Raw genomic sequence first — 21034 nt, forward strand, 5'->3', positions numbered from 1 at the left:
CGGCCGCCAAAAAACAAAGACCCCGCCAGAGCGGGGTCTTGTGACGTTCTTAAATTTTAACGGATATCGCGCGTCAGGCGTAGCGGCGCAGACGCAATGCGAAATCCTGCAGCGCCTTGATGCCGCTCTCTTCCGCGCGATGGCACCAGTCCTGCAATTGCGTGACCAGTTGCTCGCGCGATGCATTGGAGCGGTCCCACATCGCCGACAGGTCCTTGCGCAGTTCGATGAACGTACGCAGTTTCTGGTTGTCCGAGGTCAGTTCAGGCAATTGCTTGAGCTGCGGCTCGTTCAGGCCGTCCTCTTCCTTGTGGAACCAGCCGCGCGCGCCGCGCATCAACTGATACTTCTCGCGCGCGCCGGCTTCCTTCAGCTTCGCCAGTTCCTGCGCGTAGGCGCGCTTGAGCGCCTTACCGTAACGCGCCATCACTTCGTAGCGGTTCGACAGCACGGCCTGCAACGTGTCCTGATCCACGACCGCCTTGCTCGCGGCGAGCTTGGGCGTCGGCGCAACCTTCTTCACCTTCGCGAGGCCGACCATGGACATCAGGCGGATATACATCCAGCCGATGTCGAACTCGTACCACTTGCTCGACAGCTTCGCCGAGGTCGCGAACGTGTGGTGATTGTTATGCAGTTCTTCGCCGCCAATCAGAATGCCGAGCGGGAAAATGTTCGTCGACGCATCCGCCGAGTTGAAGTTGCGATAGCCCCAGAAGTGCGCGAGACCGTTGACGACGCCAGCCGCCCAGAACGGAATCCAGATCATCTGCACAGCCCACACCGACAGCCCGACGATGCCGAACAGCGCGACGTCGATCACCATCATGACGCTGATGCCGAGAATCGGGTAACGCGTGTAGACGTTACGCTCCATCCAGTCGTTCGGCGTGCCGTGACTGAACTTGCGCATCGTTTCTTCATTTTTCGCTTCCGTGCGATAGAGTTCCGCGCCCTCGAGCAGCACCTTCCAGATGCCGCGCGTCTGCGGACTGTGCGGATCTTCCTCGGTTTCGCATTTCGCGTGGTGCTTGCGGTGGATCGCGGCCCACTGACCGGTCAGCATGCCCGTGGTCATCCACAGCCAGAAGCGGAAGAAATGGCTCGCGACGGGATGCAGATCCAGCGCGCGGTGCGCCTGGCAACGGTGCAAATAGATAGTGACGCCGGCGATGGTGACGTGAGTCATCGCAAGCGTGAACAGCAGAATCTGCCACCAGGAAAAGTCGAGCAATCCGTTGGCGAGAAATTCGAGGGAAGAATTCAGCAAGGCAGTTTACCTGTGTAGCTGTGAAATTCGGGAAAAATGGCCAGTCAAAACTGACTTCGGGCAACTTGTTGTGCACGTGAAAGGAACGTGCGCAGGTTCGATCGCATTCTACTTCATGCGTTCCAAGTCTTTGTCCTAAAGGTGAAATTTTTTGAATCGTACCAAAACGAGGGAAATCTCACGCCCCGAATTGGTGTTGGTTCACCGGTCAAATCGAGAGATCGATCCTGTCGATCAGCAATCAGGCGACAGGCGCAGCGCCCTGGCCGCCATGTTCGGCATTTAGTACCGATTTGCCGGTCGTTTGGCAGGCGTCATCGACAATCCTTATTTCGCGCTGCGCGTACGGGATTTCAATACCATGCTCGCAGAATAACCGCCAAACTGCACGGTTTACGTGCGACTTTACGCCGCCCGTGCCCTTCGCGGCCTCCTCGATCCAGAAACTCAGCTCCAGATTGATGCCGTCCGCGCCGAAGCTTGCAAGCAGCGCGGCGGGCGCCGGGTCCTGCAGCACGCGCTCCACGTCATGCGTCGCTTCGACGAGCAATTGCATCGCCCGTTCGACGTCGCAGCGGTAGCTCACCTGCACCGCGATCTTCGCGTTGCCGCGCGTGAGGAACGACGAGTGGTTCTGCACTACGTCGGTGATGAGTTTTTCGTTCGGAATCAGCGTTTCGATGCCGTCCAGCCCACGCACGACCGTATAGCGCGTGCGGATCTGCGTAACCGTGCCCTGACTTCCGCCGACATTGATCATGTCACCTAGCCGCAAGGAGCGGTCCAGCAGGATGATGAAGCCCGAAACGTAATTGCTCGCGATCTTCTGCAAGCCGAACCCGAGCCCGACGCCGAGCGCGCCGCCGAACACGCCGAGCACCGTGATGTCGATCCCGACGATCGACAGGCTCACGAGAATCGCGGCGAGAATCATCAGCGCCCGGCCGACGCGCGCGAGCACCACCTTGAGATTCGCATCGAGCGAGCGGGCGCGCATCAGGCGATCGTCGAGCAGCGCGCCCGCCCACATCGCGACGATCAGCGTCACGCACACCCACAGCACACCCGAGGCGAGCGAGAGCAGCGTCATGTGCGCGTTCGCGAAATTGAAGCGCACGCTCGCCATCCAGTGCACGACGTCGTCCTGAATGCCCATCACGGTGAGCACCATCGCGATCCAGACGATCACCGTCACAAGCTTCTCGAACAGATAGAGCAGCGCGTTCGCCTCGTGCTCGGCCTGGCCGCGGCTGAACACGCGCCGCGCGACGTAAAACATCGTGTAGATCACGGTGATGCCGCACAGCGGCACGAGCGCAAGGCGCAGGAGCGACGTGTGGATGAACGGCGCGACGGCAATCTGCGCGATCGACACGAAAATCGTCCCGAGCAACGGGAACAGCGCCTTGTTGAGACTTTCCGCGCCGAAACGCACGGCTTCGAAGCGCGACTGGCGGCGCGCATCGAGCTTCTTGCGAAGCACGCGCGCGCACCACCAGGCGACCACGAGCAGCCCGAGCAGAACCGCCACCTGCCAGATCACTTCCGGCTCGCCGAAATCGCGGAAGAGCCGCGCGGAGAGTTCGCTCAGGAAGTGGTTCTGCATCGCTTACGCGGTTTCTTCAGCCGCTTTCGGCGCTTTCGCGGCGTCGGGAACGCGCTCCAGCACCGCGGCGAAGAAGCCGTCCGTGCCGTGCTTGTGCGGCCAGAGCGACAGAAACTCGCCCGTGTCCAGATCGATGCGCTGCTCCGCCAGCACGTCGCGCGCGGGCACGACGCGGAAGTTCGGATGCGCTTCGAGGAACTGCTTCACGACGTTTTCGTTTTCGGCTTCGAGCATCGAGCACGTCGCATAGACGAGACGGCCGCCGACTTTCACGAGACGCGCGGCGCTCGTCAGGATCGACAGCTGTTTGGGCGTGAGCTCCGCGACGGTCGCGGGCGACTGGCGCCACTTCAGGTCAGGATTGCGGCGCAAGGTGCCGAGGCCGGAGCACGGCGCATCGACGAGCACGCGATCGATCTTGCCCGCGAGGCGCTTGATCTTCGCGTCGTGCTCGCTGTCGATCAGCACCGGATTCACATTCGACAGCCCGCTGCGCGCGAGACGCGGCTTCAGCTTGGCGAGACGGCGATCGGACACGTCGAAGGCGTAGAGACGGCCGGTCGAGCGCATCATCGCACCGAGCGCGAGCGTCTTGCCGCCCGCACCGGCGCAAAAGTCCACGATCATCTCGCCACGGCGCGGGGCCATCAGCGAGCAGAGCAACTGGCTGCCTTCGTCCTGCACCTCGATCCAGCCTTCCTGGAACGGTGCGAGACGCGTCAGCGCCGGCTTGCCGTCGACGCGAACGCCGAACGGCGCGAACGGCATTTCGCCCGCGTCGATGCCCGCTTCGGTCAGCGCCTTCAGCGCGGCCTCACGGGTCGCCTTGATCGGGTTCACGCGCAGATCGAGCGGCGCGGGATAGTTCAGCGCCGCGGCGAGCTGCGCGAGTTCTTCGGGCGCGAAGCGCTTGCCCATCGCGTCGTAGATCCACTGCGGCAGGTTCGTGCGCACGCGCACCGGCAGGCTCGCCGGATCGATCTTCGAGACTTGCGCGAGCCATTGATACTCGTCCGCCGATACGAACGGCTTCAGCGCGGAGAGGCCTGCGGTCTGCATCAGCCCGAGCAGCGCGAGACGGCGCGCCTGATTGCCGCTGCCGCTTTCGGCGAGGTGAGAAAACTCCATCTTCCGGCGCAGCACGGCGAAGACGGCCTCGGCGATCACGCCGCGCTCGCCGTGTCCGAGCTTCGGATGCGCGCGGAAGAAGCGGCTCGTCGCGGCATCGGCGGGGCCGGAAAAGCGGAGCACATCCGCGAGCAGAGTTTCGGTTTGTCCGATCAGAAATCCATGCAGCCTCATACGCCCTCCCCGGCAATGTCGGCAAAGAGCCATTGCGGCTCAGACGGCGCGAGGGCGACACGTTCGCCCTCGATAGATAAACGCCCTTCGATAAACCAGCGCACCGCGCGCGGATAGATGTCGTGCTCGACCTTCAGCACGCGCGCGGCGAGCGCCGCGGCATCGTCGCCGGCGACGACCGGCACCGCGCCTTGCGCAACGATCGGCCCGTGATCGAGCGTCGGCGTGACGAAATGCACGCTCGCGCCGTGCACGCGCACGCCCGCGTCGAGCGCCTGCTGATGCGTGCGCAAGCCCGGAAAACTCGGCAGCAGCGACGGATGAACGTTGAGCATGCGCCCCGCGTATTTCGCGACGAAGGCGTCGGTCAGCACGCGCATGAAGCCCGCCAGCACGACGAGATCCGGTTCGAAGCGATCGATTTCCTGCGCGAGCGCGGCATCGAACGTTTCGCGCCCATCGAACTTGCGATGATCCACCACCTTGGTTTCGATGCCGTTCGCGGCCGCGAAGCCCAGGCCGGCGGCATCAGGCCGATTTGAAATGACCGCGCAGACGCGGGCTGGCCAGCCGTCGCGGGCGCACGCACGCACGACGGCCTCCATGTTGCTCCCGCGTCCGGAGATCAGAATGACGATTTTTTTCATCCGCGGATTTTATCATTCGAAGGGGGCGAAAATCGTGCCAAACTGGGTTGGTTAAGCGTCGAGCCGGGCCGCTCGCGCCCCTCCTCCCGTGCGAGCGTTTATAATCTAGCGCTTTGCAGCATCAGCCCCTCCCATCGACCATCGCCTATCGTGAGAGTCTTTCGCGGCCTCCCCAATGCCGAAAGCCGGGCGCCCTGCGCACTGACCATCGGCAATTTCGACGGTGTCCATCGCGGTCACCAGGCGCTGCTCGCGCACGTGCGGGCCGCCGCCGACGCGCGCGGCCTGCCGGTCTGCGTGATGACCTTCGAGCCGCATCCCCGCGAGTTTTTCAATCCGGCGGGCGCGCCGCCGCGCATCGCGATGCTGCGCGACAAGCTCGAAGCGCTGCGCACCAACGGCGTCGATCGCGTGGTGGTCGAGCATTTCAACAAGACGTTCGCGGGACAGTCGCCCGACACCTTCGTGAAGAACGTCATCGTCGATGGCCTGCATGCGCGCTGGGTCATGGTCGGCGACGACTTCTGCTACGGCGCGAAACGCGCGGGCGACTTCGATTCGCTGAAAGCCGCCGGCGAAAAATACGGCTTCGAAGTCCAGCAGATGGCCACGGTCGCGCATCCGAACGGCGCGCGCATTTCATCGTCGTCGGTGCGGGCGTCGCTCGTCGCGGGCGATCTCGACGCGGCGCAAGTCGCGCTCGGGCGACCGTACATCATCAGCGGGCACGTCGTGCACGGCGCGAAGCTCGGCCGCGATCTCGGCTTTCCCACGCTGAATCTGCCGATCGCGCACAAACGGCCGGCGCTCGCGGGCATTTTCGTGGTGCGCGTGCACGGTCTCGCCGATGAACCGCTGCCCGCGGTCGCGAGCCTCGGCCTGCGTCCGACCGTCGACGATTCCGGCCGCGTGCTGCTCGAAGTCTTCGTGCTCGACTGGCACGGCGACGCGTACGGCAAGCTCGTGCGTGTCGAATTCCTGAAGAAGCTGCGCGACGAGGAGAAGTACGTCGACCTCGAAACGCTGTCCGCCGCGATCGCCAAGGATGTCGACAACGCACGCGCGTATTTCGGCCTTCCGCCCGCGAGCAACGCCGGCAGCCGCGCCACCGGCTTCGCCATTTCGGCGACCGACCGAATTAGGTGAGCGCGCGGTGCTGTCTGCGCCGCCCGCTGCCCCGTCATCGACGTATCGCGCGCTGAATCAAGCGCCGTCTCACCGAATTCACCGAGTCATTCATGAGCGACAAGAAAGAGAAAGCCTCTTCGAAGTATCCCGTCAACCTGCTCGACACGCCCTTCCCGATGCGCGGCGACCTGCCCAAGCGTGAACCCGCGTGGGTCAAGCAATGGCAGGACGACAAGATCTACGAAAAGATCCGCGCCGCCTCGAAAGGCCGCAAGAAGTTCATCCTGCACGACGGCCCGCCGTACGCGAACGGCGACATCCACCTGGGTCACGCGGTCAACAAGATCCTGAAGGACATGATCGTCAAGGCGCGCAATCTCGCGGGCTTCGATGCGGTCTACGTGCCGGGCTGGGACTGCCACGGCATGCCGATCGAAATCCAGATCGAAAAGCAGTTCGGCAAGTCGCTCCCCGCCGCTGAAGTGATGCAAAAGGCGCGCGCCTACGCGGGCGAGCAGATCGAGAAGCAGAAGGTCGGCTTCCGGCGTCTGGGCGTTCTGGGCGACTGGGACAATCCGTACAAGACGATGAACTTCGCCAACGAAGCGGGCGAAATCCGCGCGCTCGGCAAGATCATGGAAAAGGGCTACGTGTTCCGGGGCCTCAAGCCGGTGAACTGGTGCTTCGACTGCGGCTCCGCGCTGGCGGAAGCGGAAGTCGAGTACAAGGACAAGACCGATCCGACCATCGACGTGATGTTCGCGTTCGCCGAACCCGAGAAGACGGCGCAGGCGTTCGGCCTGAACGGGTTGCCGAAGGCGGAAGGCGGCATCGTCATCTGGACGACGACGCCCTGGACCATTCCCGCCAATCAGGCGTTGAACGTGCATCCGGAGATCGTCTACGCGCTCGTCGATACGCCGCGCGGCCTGCTGATTCTCGCGCAGGAGCGCGTCGAAGCGTGCCTGCAGAATTACGGCCTTGCGGGCGAAGTCATCGCCACGGCGACCGGCGAAAAGCTCGCCAACCTGCGCTTCCATCATCCGCTCGCGGCCGCGCATCCGGGCTACAAACGCACCGCTCCCGTCTATCTCGGCGACTACGTGACGACCGAAAGCGGCACGGGCATCGTGCACTCGTCGCCGGCGTATGGCGTGGAAGACTTCGTGTCGTGCAAAGCGCACGGCATGGCCGATTCCGACATCATCAACCCCGTCATGGGCGATGGCCACTACATCGAATCGCTGCCGCTCTTCGGCGGGCTGTCGATCTGGAAAGCGAATCCGCAGATCGTCGAGGCGCTCGAAGGCGCGGGCTCGCTGCTGAAGAGCGAGAAGTACACGCACAGCTACATGCACTGCTGGCGCCACAAGTCGGCGATCATCTATCGCGCCACGTCGCAATGGTTCGCCGGCATGGATGTCACGCCGAAGGACGGCGGCAAGACGCTGCGCGAGACCGCGCTCGAAGGCGTCGAGAACACGGCGTTCTATCCGTCGTGGGGCAAGCAGCGTCTCTACAGCATGATCGCGAATCGGCCCGACTGGACGCTCTCGCGCCAGCGTCAATGGGGCGTGCCGATGGCGTTCTTCGTGCACAAGGAAACCGGCGAGCTGCATCCGCGCACGCCGGAACTGCTGGAGGAAGTGGCGAAGCGCGTCGAGGAAGGCGGCATCGAAACGTGGCAGAAACTCGATCCGCGCGAATTGATCGGCGACGACGCCAACATGTACGAAAAGAACCGCGACACGCTCGACGTGTGGTTCGACTCCGGCACGACGCACTGGCACGTGCTGCGCGGCTCGCACAAGGATTCGCTGCAATTCCCGGCCGACCTGTATCTCGAAGGCTCGGATCAGCATCGCGGCTGGTTCCATTCGTCGCTGCTCACGGCGTCCATGCTCGACGGCCGTCCGCCCTACGACGCGCTGCTCACGCACGGCTTCACCGTCGATGGCGAAGGCCGCAAGATGTCGAAGTCGCTCGGCAACGGCATCGATCCGCATGAGGTGTCGAATCGCCTCGGCGCGGAAATCATCCGCTTGTGGATCGCGTCGACGGATTATTCGGGCGAGCTCGCGATCTCCGAGGAAATCCTGAAGCGCGTGACGGAGACGTACCGGCGTATCCGCAACACGCTGCGCTTCCTGCTCGCGAATCTGTCGGACTTCGATTTCGACAAGAACGCGGTGCCGGTGCAGGACTGGCTCGAAATCGATCGTTACGCGGTCGCGCTCACGCACAACCTTCAGAACGACGCGCTCTCGCATTACGAGAAGTACGAGTTCCATCCGGTGGTCGCGAAGATCGCGACGTTCTGCTCGGAAGACCTCGGCGGCTTCTATCTCGACGTGCTGAAGGACCGTCTCTACACGACGAAGGCCGATTCGCGCGAACGCCGCAGCGCGCAGACTGCGCTGTACCACATCGCGCATGGCCTGCTGCGTCTGGTCGCGCCGTATCTCTCGTTCACGGCGGAAGAAGCGTACAAGGTGCTCAAGCCCGGTCAGGACACGATCTTCACCGAGGTCTACGCGCAGTATCCGGAGATCGCGAGCTCGGGCGAACTGCTCGACAAGTGGACGCTCATCCGCAACGCGCGCGGCGATGTGACGAAGGCGCTGGAAGAAGCGCGCACCGCGAACCAGATCGGCTCGTCGCTGCAGGCCGAAGTGGTGGTCCGCGCGAGCGGCGCGCGTTACGACGCGCTCGCAAGCCTCGGCGATGCGCTGCGCTTCGTGCTCATCACGTCATCGGCCGGGCTGGAAAGAGTGGCGGGCGAAGCGGAAGAAGGCGTCGATGTCACCGCGTCGAGCTATATGAAGTGCGAGCGCTGCTGGCACTACTGCGCGGACGTCGGCTCGCACGCGGATCATCCGGGTTTGTGCGGCCGCTGCTTCTCCAACCTCTTCGGCGCCGGCGAAACGCGAGGCGCAGCATAATGGCTCGAACGATGGCGAAACAAACTTCCAGCAGTGGATCGCTTGCGCCGTGGCTCGGCGTCGCGCTGATCGTGATCCTGTTCGATCAGTTGACGAAGATCGCCGTGCAGCGCGTGTTCGCCTATGGCGATCCGCACGCGCTCACGCCTTTCTTCAACCTGCTGCTCGTCTACAACCGCGGCGCGGCGTTCAGCTTCCTCGCGATGGCGGGCGGCTGGCAGCGCTGGGCGTTCACGGCGCTGGGCGTCGTCGCGGCAGTCGTGATCTGCTATCTGCTCAAGAAGCATTCGGGACAGCGGCTCTTCTGCACGGCGCTCGCACTCATCATGGGCGGCGCGATCGGCAACGTGATCGACCGGATCGCGTACGGGCACGTCATCGACTTTCTGGACTTTCACGTTCACGCGTGGCACTGGCCGGCGTTCAATCTGGCCGACAGCGCGATCACCGTCGGCGCCGTGCTGCTGGTGTTCGACGAATTGCGGCGCGTGCGCGGTTCGAAGTGATGTTTCCAGTGCGGCTCCCTTCACGGAGCCGCTCTTTCTTTGCGATGGAGGCAAGTTGGAACTCGCGGGCAAACATCTCGTTTTAGGGCTGACCGGCGGCATCGCCTGTTACAAGATCGCGGAACTCACGCGCTTGCTTATCAAGGCCGGCGCGACCGTGCAGATCGTGATGACCGAAGCGGCCACGCAGTTCATCACACCGGTCACGATGCAGGCGCTTTCGGGCCGTCCCGTGTACACGTCGCAGTGGGATGCGCGCATGCCGAACAACATGCCGCACATCGATCTCTCGCGCGAGGCCGATGCCATCGTCATCGCGCCCGCTTCCACCGACTTTCTCGCGAAGCTCGCGCACGGCATGTGCGACGATCTGCTCTCGACGCTCGCCATCGCGCGCGACTGTCCGCTGCTCGTGGTTCCGGCCATGAACCGGCAGATGTGGCAAAACCCGCCGACGCAACGCAACGTCGCGCAGCTTCGCGCCGACGGCGTCGAAGTGCTGGGACCGGATTCGGGTTCGCAGGCGTGCGGCGAAGTCGGCGACGGCCGCATGATCGAGCCGGAAGCCGCATTCGAAGCGATCTGCGCCTTCTTCCAGCCGAAGATTCTGCGCGGCCAGCGCGTGCTCATCACGGCGGGTCCGACCTTCGAGCCGCTCGATCCGGTGCGCGGCCTCACCAATCGCTCGTCGGGCAAGATGGGCTTCGCACTCGCGCGCGCGGCGGCGCAGGCGGGCGCGGACGTGCATCTCGTCGCCGGTCCGGTGTCGTTGCCGACGCCTTGGGGCGTGTATCGCGAGGACGTGCAGACCGCGCAGCAGATGCACGACGCCGTCATGGCCGCGACGCCCGACGCGGACATCTTCATCGCGGTGGCGGCGGTCGCGGACTGGCGCGTGGATCATGTCAGCGCGCACAAGATCAAGAAGACCGGCGATGCCTTGCCCACGTTCAGCTTCGTCGAGAACCCCGACATTCTCGCGACGGTGGCGAAGTTGCCGAATCCGCCCTACTGCGTCGGCTTTGCGGCCGAGAGCGGCGATCTCGATGTGCACGGCGCCGAAAAACGCCAGCGCAAGGGCGTGCCGCTTCTGATCGGCAATATCGGACAGCTCACGTTCGGCCGCGACGACAACGAAGTCGTCCTTTTCGAAGCAAGCGGAACAACGCCGCTGCCGCGCGCCGGCAAGCAGGAACTCGCGCGCACGCTGATCGCGGAAATCGCCAAACGCGCGCCGAAAACCGGCGGCCCGCTGCTCTCCTGACACGATGACCAAGCTCTCCGTTCTCGACCAGACGCCGGTCATCCACGGCCACAGCGTCGCTGACGCCATCGCCGCGACGCTCGACCTCGCACAGCTCGCCGATGATCTCGGCTATACGCGCTACTGGTGCGCCGAGCATCACGGCTTGTACGGCGTGTCGAACCCGTGTCCCGAAGTGATGCTCGCGCGCATCGGCAGTCTGACGAAGCGCATCCGCATCGGTTCGGGCGGCGTGATGCTGCCGTATTACTCGTCGTTCAAGGTCGCCGAGCAATTCCTGATGCTCGAAGCGCTGTTCCCGAATCGCGTGGATCTCGGCGTCGGTCGCGCGCCCGGCGGCGACATGCACACGGCGCAGGCGGTCGCGGCGGGTTCGTACAATCGCGGCGATGTCTTCCCGCAGCAAGTCGCCGAACTGATCGCGCTCTTCAGCGGCAAGCTTCCCGACGATTCGCGCGCCAAGGGCGTGCTGTTGCAACCGCAGATCGACACGCGTCCCGAACTTTGGATGCTCGGCTCGAGCGATTTCGGCGGTTTGCTCGCCGCGCAGCTCGGCATTCGTTTCGCGTTCGCGCATTTCATCAACGCGCAATATGGGCATCGCGTGGCGGAGGCGTATCGCGAGCGCTTCACGCCGGGTCACGAAGCGAAGCCGTATCTCGCCGCGGCGGTGTTCGCGATTTGCGCCGATACGGATCGCGAAGCCGAAGCGCTCGAACGCGCGGTCGATCTGCGCCGCGTGCAGATGGCGTACGGGCTGAATCAGCCGATTCCATCGATCGCGCAGGGCATCTCGCAGGTCTATGGCGAGCGCGAACTCGCGGTGATCGCGCATGAGAAAGCGCGCAGCATCATCGGCACGCCGGAACGCGTGACAGAGAAGCTGCACGCGCTGCAGGAACAATTCGAAGCCGACGAACTGATCGTGATAACGGTCGCCGGCAGCTACGTCGCACGCACGCGGTCCTATCAACTTTTGGCCGAAGCGTTCGAGCTCGGCCGCTGAAACATCGATCCATGAAACTCGACGTCAAGATTCTCGACGCGCGCATGCGCGACTTCATGCCCGCTTACGCCACGCCCGGCAGCGCGGGCCTCGATCTGCGCGCGTGTCTCGATGCGCCGCTCGTCATCGAGCCGCATCAGACCGTGCTTGTGCCGACCGGCCTCGCCATTCATCTCGCCGATCCCGGCTACGCCGCGTTGATCCTGCCGCGCTCGGGTCTGGGCCACAAGCACGGCATCGTGCTCGGCAATCTCGTCGTTATGCGCAATTAAAAAAAGTGTGTCAAATGTCTCAATACGCCTTGTTTTGAGCAAAATCTCAAGTTTTTTCAATTTAGAAGCGCAGTCACCTAGACTGTCTCAGTTGTCTCAATAGTCGAAGCTCTTCGCTTGCCCTGTCCGCCCCCCTTCTTTCCAAGCCTGCAGCCCATTCTCGCGGCACACTTCAATACGTTCTTTTTTTATTAAATTTGGGCAAGCCGGCAACGCCGGCGCGTCAGGCTCAAGTGTGTGCAACTTCGGAACCGCCGCCAGGCGGCTGTCCACACCCTTGTGGTGTGGGCAGCGAAGTTGTGCACACGGGGTGTGCCGGTAAGCGTGTATGACCGACCGATGCTGAGCAGTCACGCTCGGGCGTTGCTGGCCGAAAATCGCGTGACCTGTGCAAATCAGATTACTTCTTCCCTGCGCGCATTAAGGTTTCTTCGAACGAATCAGTGAGTTCGTTCAACGTTATTCCGATGGCAGCACACCACTCGCGAACCTCAATAAAGTCCAGCCGGCGTTGCCCGCTCTCACATTTACTTACCAATGGCTGGTCGACGCTGAGCCGTGCGGCTAGCTCGGTCTGTGAAATTCCTGCGGACTCCCTTGCTGCCCGAAGGGTAGCAAGAAAGAGACCGTATTGGTTTGTGTAGATAGATTTTTCCACGGCTGGACAAAGCTGGCACAAGACGAACAGCTTGCAGCCCAAATTCGTATATGCCAAAATCGCATATGCCAAAATCGCATATTTTCGTTTTTACGTGAACAGGTCCGGTTGGTAAGCCAAGTATCGCGCAGTTGATACAAGCAGCCAGCCACTTGCTGACCGTAACCCGCCGGCGAGCGATGAATTCGTGACCGGCAAAGACGTCGATGTTGTCTGGACGACCGTCTTGCCCCTTCAAGGTCGGCACTGCACGGGAGAAAGGCAGCGCCGGAAAGCCGTCGTGTCAGAGCCAGCAAAATGACGCGCGCAAGTGTTTAGGAGATTTGTATGCCCCGTCGGTCTATTACTCATATCGCATCTGAGCCCGTTGTCCTCCTATCACGATGGAGAATATTCGAGTCCGACGACGGTCTGAAGCGACTTGTCGGCTTCGACAATCTCGACCAAGGTTGCGTCAGTTCTGCTCTTGTTAAGTTCGACCAAAGCGCGATGCAAGCGCAGACTAGCGACGGTTCTACCTACCGACTGCTCGGCAAACCAGGTTTCTTCTGGACTGTTGTCGAAGTGTGGGACACCTGTTTTCGCAGAGAGGGAGGTGCCACCAGAGATGTCACCGAGCAGTTGTGCGGAACGCTGTGAGTGATGGCGATACTTAGCATCCAAATTGCGTTCCCTATGTGCGTTTCATACGAGGCGTGGAGCGGCGTCTACTTCACTGCAATTCGACGACGTAGTCTTGAGACCACGCAAGCCGCCTCTCGACGACGGTCCCTTAGTTGGTGAGTCGCCGCTCTACACCGACGATTGGTGGACTCGCTTAAGTAAAGGAATGACCATGCCGCGGTCTACGCGCGCAACAAAGCCCGAAACATCGCCCGAAGACGAATGGGTGGAACATATCATCCATCGCGCTGCGATTGCCGCCATCCTATTTGACCCGAGAGTCGCCGAAACACTGCTCGAAATTCCTGACGCGGCGCTTGGCCGCATGTTTAAGAATCATCTTTGCAAGGCCGTTGGCCAGGCCATGGCTTACGGCATCGACTTCCCTGCCCTTTGTGCGGAGGAAGATAGGCTTCGCAAGCGCGTTAGACCTGAGTCGGAACGGACGCCAGAGAAAAAACCTTTCCCCCGGTACCGTGACGCGAACACCAAGCGTTATCCGCTTGTGCTTCAAGGAAAAGTGCTCCGAAAGCACGACTTCTGTACCTCGGCTGGCCTCACAGAAAAGAAGCTGGCTAAGCTTGTCGAATCGCAGAGGGTATTTGCCGTCTTCTTCGGACCCGAGGCCTACTACCCAGCGTTCCTCCTGTCGACTACGATTTTTCGCGACGACTTCAGAAAGGTCATACGCGGTCTTGGCAAAATCGACCCATGGTCCATGTTCGACTTCTTCACGACCGCGATTGAGTCGTTGGGCGGGGCGACGCCGCTTCAACGACTATCCGCGGGGGATGTTACGCCGGTAGTTCGGGAAGCCACCACCGCGGCCGAACAATATGCCCGACTGTTTCCATAGGCATAAGAACAGAGTTTCGTACGTCTGCTGGCCATGAAAGCGCTCTTGACCTTCTCCCTCAACAATTACGCACTGCTGGTCTTGACTGCGGCCGGCGCCGTGCTTACCTTCGTCGTGCTGCGCATCAAAAAGAGATACATCAATGAAGGAGTCCTGTTCCGACAACTGCCAGCTGCGGAGCATGAAGTTCAACGAGAAAAGATGCGCTTCGACAACCATATCGGCCTCGAGATTGCGCTTCGTAAGTTCCATGAGCTGGGCTTAGAGGACGGAGACTTGGGATATGCCTACTGGCATGAAGTCGGGCAACTGCTGAAACAAGCGGTGGGCATGCAGTCGCGGATACATGAGCTCAGCAAGGAACTAGAACAATGTCGCGCGAGGCTCGGCAAAGCTGATTGATACGGAAAAGCGCAAGGTCCGAGGAGGCTTCCATGAAGGAAGGAATTGGTGTGGAAGAGCGATTGTCCAGGAAGTCGGACAAGCCTTCTGAGGATTTGAGTTGCAACTGGCACTACAAAAGGTCTCCGAGCTACAACGACTTCGCGTCTACAGATGCATCTGGGAAATGGTGCATCTATGTGAGCCCCACCGATGTGGACGAGGCGTGGAGCAAAATCGGTGGTGCTATCGAGAATGACCAGTTGATGTGTGCCAAGGTGTCCACCGTCGTGCGTAGCATGGGCCGTAATGGACACGTCATTTGTGTCTACACGCGTGACTGGGCCGATAGGCAGGACGTCATGCGCGCCCGCGAAGTGGCTGCAGTCGCTGGGCTTCGTGAAGGAGCTCGGCTACAAGCGTGACATTGATACGCGGAACGGGATTTACGGCTCTGGTGAGTGGTATCTGCGTGCGTAGCTAGCTGCTTGAATCGAATACCGGCGCTGTGCGGTACAAAGCGCCGCAAGAGACACTGAGACGAATAATTCTTCAGGTGACGATGCCGAATACCGATATGCACGTTCGAGCCGAGTATATTGCGGTGAGCAAACTCCTATCGAAAATTTTGCGTCACGAGCCCCTGTTGGTTGGTGTCCAACTCGATAAGCACGGGTGGGTCTCTATTGATGTGTTAATACGTGCTATCGAACGTACAGCGCGAAGCCCCGGTGCATCAAAGCGGCTGAGGACGCTGCCGACCGTGACCAGAGAAGTCATTGTGGCTGTGGTCGCTACGAGCGATAAACAACGGTTCACGATTTCATCGGATTGCAAGCGAATACGCGCTGCACAAGGTCACTCTGTCGAGGTGAATCTCGGATATGCGGAAATGGAACCACCAGCCGTCCTCTACCACGGCACTGCTTGGAGTAACTGGAAAAGTATCGCCGTTGAAGGGTTGACGGCTCAAACTAGACACGCGGTTCATTTGAGCACGGATGTGGATATGGCAAAACAGGTCGGTGCTCGACACGGCCCTCCACTGGTACTGGTCGTGAATGCCGCCCAGATGCGTGCCGACGGGTACACATTCACGTGTTCAGACAACGGTGTGTGGCTAACGCAGGTAGTGCCCCCGGCATATCTTTCTCAGGCAGAGCAGCATACACAGGGGTCGAAGTCGTGAGCGTAGACTCCGGGCCCTCCGCACATTCGTCGCAAGCGACAATCAATGGATGAACAATCGCGCATCGATGAGCTGCTATCAAGGACGTCCGACAGGCCAGCCGAAGACTTCAGTCGAAGCTGGCAGATGCGGAAATCCCCTAGCTGCGGAATTATTTTCTCCGGTAAGTGGTGCGTCTTTGCTGCTTCATCCGACGTCGACTCGGCATGGAGCAAAATCAAAACCGCTGTCGAAGAGGACAAGCTCTTGTTCGCTAAGGTACCCTCAAGCTGCTTGACGCCTCTTTGTGAATGCGCGACGGAAACGACCCCCAACAGTCAAGAGGAAGATATGACTCCCCGACGTGTGCCTGATGATTTTCCGAGAGAGCCGGACCCAGGCTCTGTAACCGGGGTTCAACCAAAACTTCTCGTTCGCGAAGTCGACGGGCGCTATCTAAGCGGGCTCACTGAAGAGCAACTGTGGGTACGTTACGACGCATGTGAGGACCTTGCTAGTCAGCTATCCGCGTATGCTTCGCGAAAAATGTCTAGCTCGGGTCTGTCGCAAGACGTGGCGTTGACCCGGGCCGAGAAAGGCTTGAGATTGAAGGTCGACTCGGGAGAGTGGAACTTCTCGCAATGTGAAGTGACTTGGGTCATGAAGCGCACGCGGCAATTGCTGCTGGACGGGCCCGAAGACTAGCGAGGACACCCGCTAAGGAAATCGAAGCAATATTCCGTTCCAACGGACACCCAACCCCGCGAACGGGCGCGCCTTCTCTCGGAATTCAATCGTGCTAGCGCCAAGAAACCCCCAATCCGCGTTTTCTTGTAAAAGGAAACTTAATATTGGCCACACGCCACGTCTTTTAGGGTGCATAACGCCCTGTGCTTGACATTCGAGCGCGCCCTACTCATCGTCTATATCTCGCAAACGGGAGGCGCAATGAACATTCTCGGTCTTCTATCAGCACATATACCTGTGGAAATTGTGCTACCGGTGACGCTGTGGGCTGGCTCATGGCTGTGGCAAACAGCGCGCGCAGCGTACGGGCTCAATTATTACATGAAGGTCCCGTCCACCTCGCCAGGTCTAAAGTCTTTTTTTAGTGCGGTTTGCAATCTGTCTCGTTGGAAAAGGGAAATGATGTCCTCACAGTGGCCAGCGCAATTCGGCGCAGCCACACTAACGGTTGTAGTGGTTGTCGTGTACGTTAGTTTCGTAGAAAGCAGGCTCAAACCGCTAAAGGATGTTCGAAGTGCCATCCTTAACAAAGTGCCCTACTGCTCTGCAACTTCCAAGACCGATTCTTGCAATCAACTGGTCGACGAGATATTGGCCAATGTTACCGCAGCAACTAAAGGTCTATCAGGTACGTTCGAATTGCTGCTGGTGTCAGGCACTTTAGTCACCATTGTGGCGCTTCTCTTATGCCCTCATGTTATGTGGCGACTATCGAGAAGTACCAAACCGGTTGCAAAGGATGGGCTAGCGGTGTATTTGAGTCGGACACACCTAACAACATTTCTCGAACTCGTGCTTGCCCCTCCGCTCGTCTGGCTTCTATTCCATAAAGGCGCGGCGGTGACTGATGGGGGCTATTCCGTCGCGGAGATTGCCTCAGCGGTCCTCAGTCCTCTGACGCTTGATGTCGACCAGCATTTGCGGACTCTTGGGCCGCTGGTGCCAGCTTTGCGTAGGGACGAGCTTTTCCTCGCAGCGGGACTGGTCAAGAACGCCCTTTATGTCATCGCGGCTTTGAACGCTCTCATTCTCCTTGTTGTATTTGAAATCGCGAAGAGCATGGTGATTAAACCTCTCCTAGACAGAGGGTTGGATGCCTTTAGGTGGCCGTGCCTTAGCGCGCCAGAGTCAAACGAGAAAGATGTTAAGACGCCGCCTTCGCCCGAGTTCGCTCCGCCTGTGAGTAATCTCGCCCCTGAAATCAAAATCGGCACGGCCGCCCGCGCCTTAGACGAAGCAAAGCCCGGTATAGGGGAGCAAATTGCAACCACAAATTTCATAGGTCCACCGACTGCAGGAGAGCTCAATCAGAAGGCGGGCAGCACGGGAAAGCACCCTTTGCCGTAAGCGGCTGTTAGCCCGCAGCACTTACGCTTGTCGCAAACGAACAGACGAAGAGGGTGTCCCGTGACGATTTGACGACTACGTGGAGTGTGCTCGATGAGGTCTGTGAAGCACGTCTGTGCGTCGAGCAGCAAGAAAATCGATGGAACGCTCGACGAGAACACAGCTTGGTTCGAGCTCCACCAGGTCGCACATCTGTTCGATACGAGCCTCGAACAGGCAGCCAAGCTCCTTCGGCGAACGGGCACGACCGGCGAAATTGAAGCTGCCACGGACGTCAATTCACCTCACGGCTGCAAATGCCTGTTGAGTCATCGTGCAGTTGTCGCGGTCGGATACCATGCCAACTGTGGCCGGGCGACAGCCTTCCGTCGTTGGTGCCCATCGGGCCTCGCTGTCCTTTTCCGATGAATAATCTTTTCACAGCTCGATAAGTCCCAGCGGAGACGCATACCAGATGATGCTGCGGAGTTTAAGCGCTGGTAGACGACCAGCTACCAAACCAATTGAACTTTCAAGTTCACCGAAGCGGATAGAGCTCCCGGCCGAAATCAATCGGCCATTGCCCGACGAACGGGGCATTGCCGAACCTTTTCGAGTAGACGTTCCACTGCCATCAAGAAAGATGAAATTCGGTCGATATTTAGTTTGTTGTTGTTATTGACAGAGAGAAGACGTGGAGGACAACGATTATCTAGCGGCCTTCGCATTCTGCGTGACCGTCGATGCCATTCGGAAGGCGCAAGGGAAGAATATGCCAGAGGACCTTCCGGTTGGCTCCATGGAGCGCATGCTGGCGGAGGCCGACGTCATACAAGACACGCTCCGCATGCTCGGCATAGCCCCGGACGCGGTGAACGGCTTACGGCACGGGTCAGAAGAGTAAATGGCGCACTCGATGCATAGAGGCTTCGTTCAGGAGCTGGAAGCGATATTCAAGGCCCGTCTCTTCGAGTGAGGCGAGATGGGCACAGAGCCGACCCCGTAGTGTGCGTCGGACAAGCAAGGCCTCGTCCGGCATTTCAGCGCTCATCGTCGGCTAAATCGGTCTTGCTCGCGCATCGCTACGCATGGCAGTCAATCCAGGCGCACCCCATGCTAGTTCAGCTTCTTCTGCGTCCTGCGCCAACTCCCGACGCTTCGACGAACTTTTTGTCGCGCGTGATGGTGCCCCTCGCTGCGAACCGCGCGGAGCGAACACGCGGTGCCCCGTTCCTCGGTTGCGCTTGCAATCGCATTTGCCTGAGCCGTCAGCGGAAGTCTTGGCGAACGCGAGTTGGTATCCATCGACGTAGCCTCCCGGCGCTTCGTCGTCTTGTCGGAAACCGTTTGTAAGAACAGAACATTGGTCAAAAAATACCTATTCTCCGGTATACGCTCTATCTGCGCACGCATAAGCATCTGGATGCAGAAGGCGCCCGCCACCGTCAGACGAAATAAGACCAATGCCACTGGCTGAGGTTAACACTGACGGCAAGAAAAGAGAAACAACCTATCATTTGGTGTCGGCACGCGTCTGAATTTTAATTGCGGGACATTGAGTAAAGAAGACCTTTACAGGAGGCAGCTATGACCGGGACACGGGTTTCAATTCTCGCCAAATTCGTGACGATTCCGCTCGTGGCCGCGACACTTATTTCCTGCTCCGGAGACCTTTCGACTGCCCTTGACCCGGAGGGAAGGAAGCCGGTCCATGGAATATTGATAAAAACGTCTCAAGTTTGGGTTGAAGAAGGAACATACACTAAGCTTAGCAAGGGCGGCCCCTGCGATACATCCACTCCTTTTTTTAGATTGGTTAGCTTACCTACCGGTCCGACTTACTACGTAAGGCCAAATACGGCAGCTTTGAATAAGACGTCATTTTCAGTAAAACTTAATGATGACGGCACGCTTCAAGAATTAAGCTTCAATTCGGAGCCGGCAGCGGCGGATGCCCTAAAAGCTACGAGCGACCTTTTGAAAGCTGCTCTCCCAGCGCTCGGAATTGCCGGAGCGGCTTCCCCGCCTGCGGGCGTGCTTCCGGCATGTGACACGGGTGAAAAAGCCGCCGTGCTTACCCCGTTTGAAAAATGGATACAGGCTCATTGACCATGCTTCAAATTTTGTCACCACGGGTCCACCACGTCGCATGTTTAGCTTTTGTAGTCGGATTTTTGTACCCGGAATTTTCACAAGCTCAAGCTGCTCGAGACATTGATTTTGTGAAAATCGATTCAACATTGGTCAACTACGGCTATGTTTCCAAGCAGCATCTTTGGCAATCAAGTATTGTCAATGTATGCTGGGAAAATGCAGATTCGAAGAACGAAGCTGGTCGGATTGAGGTCGAAAAAGCGGTCGAAAGCAGCTGGCAAAAAGTGTCGAATATAAATTTTACGGGCTGGCTGCAATGTCAAAAAGACACGAAAGGCGTCCGCATTCGGATAAATGACGACACGAGTCAGCCGACGTCTTTAATTGGAACCAGATTGGATGGTGTCCATAACGGAATGCAGCTCAATCTAACATTCACGAATTGGTCACATACTGAATGCGAGAAGCGAGTATCCGAATGCATCAAAATCGAGTCGATGCATGAGTTTGGGCACGCGCTTGGCTTGGCGCACGAAAATCTAAGGGAAGATGCTCCAAAGGCTTGCAAGGAGCGGTATAACAAAGACGGACGTGATACGCCCCCAGCGGATGCAAGCACAGAAGGTACCCCGTATGATGCAAACTCTGTCATGAATTATTGTCACATGATTTACCATAGTGAAGCTAAGCTCAGTGACAACGATGCAAAGACCGCATCAATTCTGTATGGCGCGAGGAATTAGCAGTTATCGCGAACTCACTCCACTGGGACCGGGTTAAAAAAAACGCCATATAGCTTCCATACGCCAGGCTTTTCTTCAACCAAAGAAAGGTCCTCATATACCTTTCCAATAGGGAAAACGGCCTGGTAACGAATCGCTACGACCTTAGCACCGGTCGATGGGTCCGTGCTGGACTGTTGCGTTATCACACTCCTCGAACTAGCCCCTCCACCCAAGCTTGACCGCATAACGGAAAGTTGAGAGACGGAGCTGTCGCGCGTCATTTTTGACCGGACAAAGTCACCGACGTGGGAATCGTATATCTTGTTTATCTGATTATTATCAAACTTTACGTTAAAGTCATTTGCCACTGCGGCCGCCGCGCTGGATATTTGCGCTACCGCGCTTTGCAGAAAAAATGCCGATGTAAGAATCAACAGAGCTATCTTGGTTTTCGCGACCGCGCACATAACTCC

General features: G+C 59.4%; 21 protein-coding genes and 1 pseudogene. 15 read left to right on the forward strand and 7 right to left on the reverse strand.

Going from position 1 to position 21034, the window contains the following annotated elements; translation table 11 throughout:
- Positions 1-73: 73 nt before the first annotated feature.
- From PQR08_RS35155 to purN, 4 genes are all read right to left on the reverse strand, one after another.
- Positions 74-1270, reverse strand: coding sequence for a DesA family fatty acid desaturase (locus PQR08_RS35155; protein WP_035497896.1), 1197 nt, complete (start codon positions 1268-1270; stop codon positions 74-76).
- Positions 1271-1511: 241 nt separating this feature from the next.
- A complete protein-coding gene (locus tag PQR08_RS35160; RefSeq protein WP_408163947.1) occupies positions 1512-2876 on the reverse strand; it encodes a mechanosensitive ion channel family protein in 1365 nt (454 codons plus the stop codon).
- A gap of 3 nt (positions 2877-2879) precedes the next feature.
- Positions 2880-4178, reverse strand: a complete 1299-nt coding sequence (locus PQR08_RS35165) for an RsmB/NOP family class I SAM-dependent RNA methyltransferase (protein WP_187607336.1) — start codon at positions 4176-4178, stop codon at positions 2880-2882.
- Positions 4175-4825 carry a phosphoribosylglycinamide formyltransferase gene (gene purN, locus PQR08_RS35170; protein WP_408163949.1) on the reverse strand — a complete coding sequence of 217 codons (651 nt, stop codon included), beginning with the start codon at positions 4823-4825 and terminating at the stop codon, positions 4175-4177. Before purN ends, PQR08_RS35165 begins: the two co-directional genes overlap by 4 nt.
- Before the next feature lie 150 nt (positions 4826-4975).
- Here purN and PQR08_RS35175 point away from each other — a divergent pair, with 150 nt between their 5' ends.
- The 6 genes and pseudogenes from PQR08_RS35175 to PQR08_RS35200 all read left to right on the forward strand — a co-directional run.
- Positions 4976-5971 carry a bifunctional riboflavin kinase/FAD synthetase gene (locus PQR08_RS35175; RefSeq protein ID WP_238295172.1) on the forward strand — a complete coding sequence of 332 codons (996 nt, stop codon included), beginning with the start codon at positions 4976-4978 and terminating at the stop codon, positions 5969-5971.
- A gap of 92 nt (positions 5972-6063) precedes the next feature.
- Complete coding sequence (gene ileS / locus PQR08_RS35180; RefSeq protein WP_408163952.1) at positions 6064-8895, forward strand: isoleucine--tRNA ligase; 2832 nt, start codon at positions 6064-6066, stop codon at positions 8893-8895.
- Positions 8895-9401 carry a signal peptidase II gene (gene lspA / locus PQR08_RS35185; RefSeq protein ID WP_187607340.1) on the forward strand — a complete coding sequence of 169 codons (507 nt, stop codon included), beginning with the start codon at positions 8895-8897 and terminating at the stop codon, positions 9399-9401. The genes ileS and lspA overlap by 1 nt, the downstream gene beginning before the upstream one ends.
- A 55-nt stretch (positions 9402-9456) precedes the next feature.
- Entirely contained in the window at positions 9457-10665 is a 1209-nt protein-coding gene (gene coaBC, locus PQR08_RS35190; RefSeq protein WP_408163954.1) for a bifunctional phosphopantothenoylcysteine decarboxylase/phosphopantothenate--cysteine ligase CoaBC, read from the forward strand.
- A gap of 4 nt (positions 10666-10669) precedes the next feature.
- Positions 10670-11671: an LLM class flavin-dependent oxidoreductase gene (locus PQR08_RS35195; RefSeq protein ID WP_408163956.1), complete on the forward strand. Its 1002-nt coding sequence runs from the start codon at positions 10670-10672 to the stop codon at positions 11669-11671.
- Positions 11672-11682: 11 nt separating this feature from the next.
- Positions 11683-11928, forward strand: a pseudogene (locus PQR08_RS35200) (dCTP deaminase/dUTPase family protein); the annotation flags it as partial.
- A 415-nt stretch (positions 11929-12343) separates the two neighbouring features.
- Here the strand turns inward: PQR08_RS35200 and PQR08_RS35205 are convergent.
- Positions 12344-12601, reverse strand: coding sequence for a helix-turn-helix domain-containing protein (locus PQR08_RS35205; RefSeq protein ID WP_408163985.1), 258 nt, complete (start codon positions 12599-12601; stop codon positions 12344-12346).
- Positions 12602-12979: 378 nt separating this feature from the next.
- Positions 12980-13264 carry a hypothetical protein gene (locus PQR08_RS35210; RefSeq protein ID WP_408163958.1) on the reverse strand — a complete coding sequence of 95 codons (285 nt, stop codon included), beginning with the start codon at positions 13262-13264 and terminating at the stop codon, positions 12980-12982.
- Positions 13265-13490: 226 nt separating this feature from the next.
- Between PQR08_RS35210 and PQR08_RS35215 the strand changes: the two genes are divergently transcribed.
- From PQR08_RS35215 to PQR08_RS35255, 9 genes are all read left to right on the forward strand, one after another.
- Entirely contained in the window at positions 13491-14120 is a 630-nt protein-coding gene (locus tag PQR08_RS35215; RefSeq protein WP_408163960.1) for a hypothetical protein, read from the forward strand.
- Positions 14121-14153: 33 nt separating this feature from the next.
- Entirely contained in the window at positions 14154-14522 is a 369-nt protein-coding gene (locus PQR08_RS35220; RefSeq protein WP_408163962.1) for a hypothetical protein, read from the forward strand.
- A gap of 32 nt (positions 14523-14554) precedes the next feature.
- Entirely contained in the window at positions 14555-14926 is a 372-nt protein-coding gene (locus PQR08_RS35225) for a putative phosphothreonine lyase domain-containing protein (RefSeq protein ID WP_408163964.1), read from the forward strand.
- Between the two features lie 152 nt (positions 14927-15078).
- Positions 15079-15690, forward strand: a complete 612-nt coding sequence (locus PQR08_RS35230) for an RNA 2'-phosphotransferase (protein ID WP_408163987.1) — start codon at positions 15079-15081, stop codon at positions 15688-15690.
- Positions 15691-15735: 45 nt separating this feature from the next.
- On the forward strand, positions 15736-16374 hold the full coding sequence (locus PQR08_RS35235) for a hypothetical protein (protein WP_408163965.1): 639 nt from the start codon (positions 15736-15738) through the stop codon (positions 16372-16374).
- 243 nt (positions 16375-16617) lie between these two features.
- Positions 16618-17763, forward strand: coding sequence for a hypothetical protein (locus PQR08_RS35240; RefSeq protein ID WP_408163967.1), 1146 nt, complete (start codon positions 16618-16620; stop codon positions 17761-17763).
- A gap of 673 nt (positions 17764-18436) precedes the next feature.
- Positions 18437-18646, forward strand: coding sequence for a hypothetical protein (locus PQR08_RS35245; RefSeq protein ID WP_408163969.1), 210 nt, complete (start codon positions 18437-18439; stop codon positions 18644-18646).
- A gap of 683 nt (positions 18647-19329) precedes the next feature.
- Complete coding sequence (locus PQR08_RS35250) at positions 19330-19851, forward strand: hypothetical protein (protein ID WP_408163971.1); 522 nt, start codon at positions 19330-19332, stop codon at positions 19849-19851.
- A 2-nt stretch (positions 19852-19853) separates the two neighbouring features.
- Positions 19854-20579, forward strand: a complete 726-nt coding sequence (locus tag PQR08_RS35255) for a M12 family metallopeptidase (RefSeq protein ID WP_408163989.1) — start codon at positions 19854-19856, stop codon at positions 20577-20579.
- Positions 20580-20593: 14 nt separating this feature from the next.
- Here the strand turns inward: PQR08_RS35255 and PQR08_RS35260 are convergent, their stop codons facing one another.
- The gene (locus tag PQR08_RS35260; RefSeq protein WP_408163973.1) at positions 20594-21028 is read right to left on the reverse strand and encodes a DUF4019 domain-containing protein; all 435 of its coding nucleotides are present in this window, start codon (positions 21026-21028) and stop codon (positions 20594-20596) included.
- Between the last annotated feature and the right edge of the window lie 6 nt (positions 21029-21034).

It is taken from the genome of Caballeronia jiangsuensis, from assembly GCF_046030135.1.
GTDB lineage: Bacteria > Pseudomonadota > Gammaproteobacteria > Burkholderiales > Burkholderiaceae > Caballeronia > Caballeronia jiangsuensis.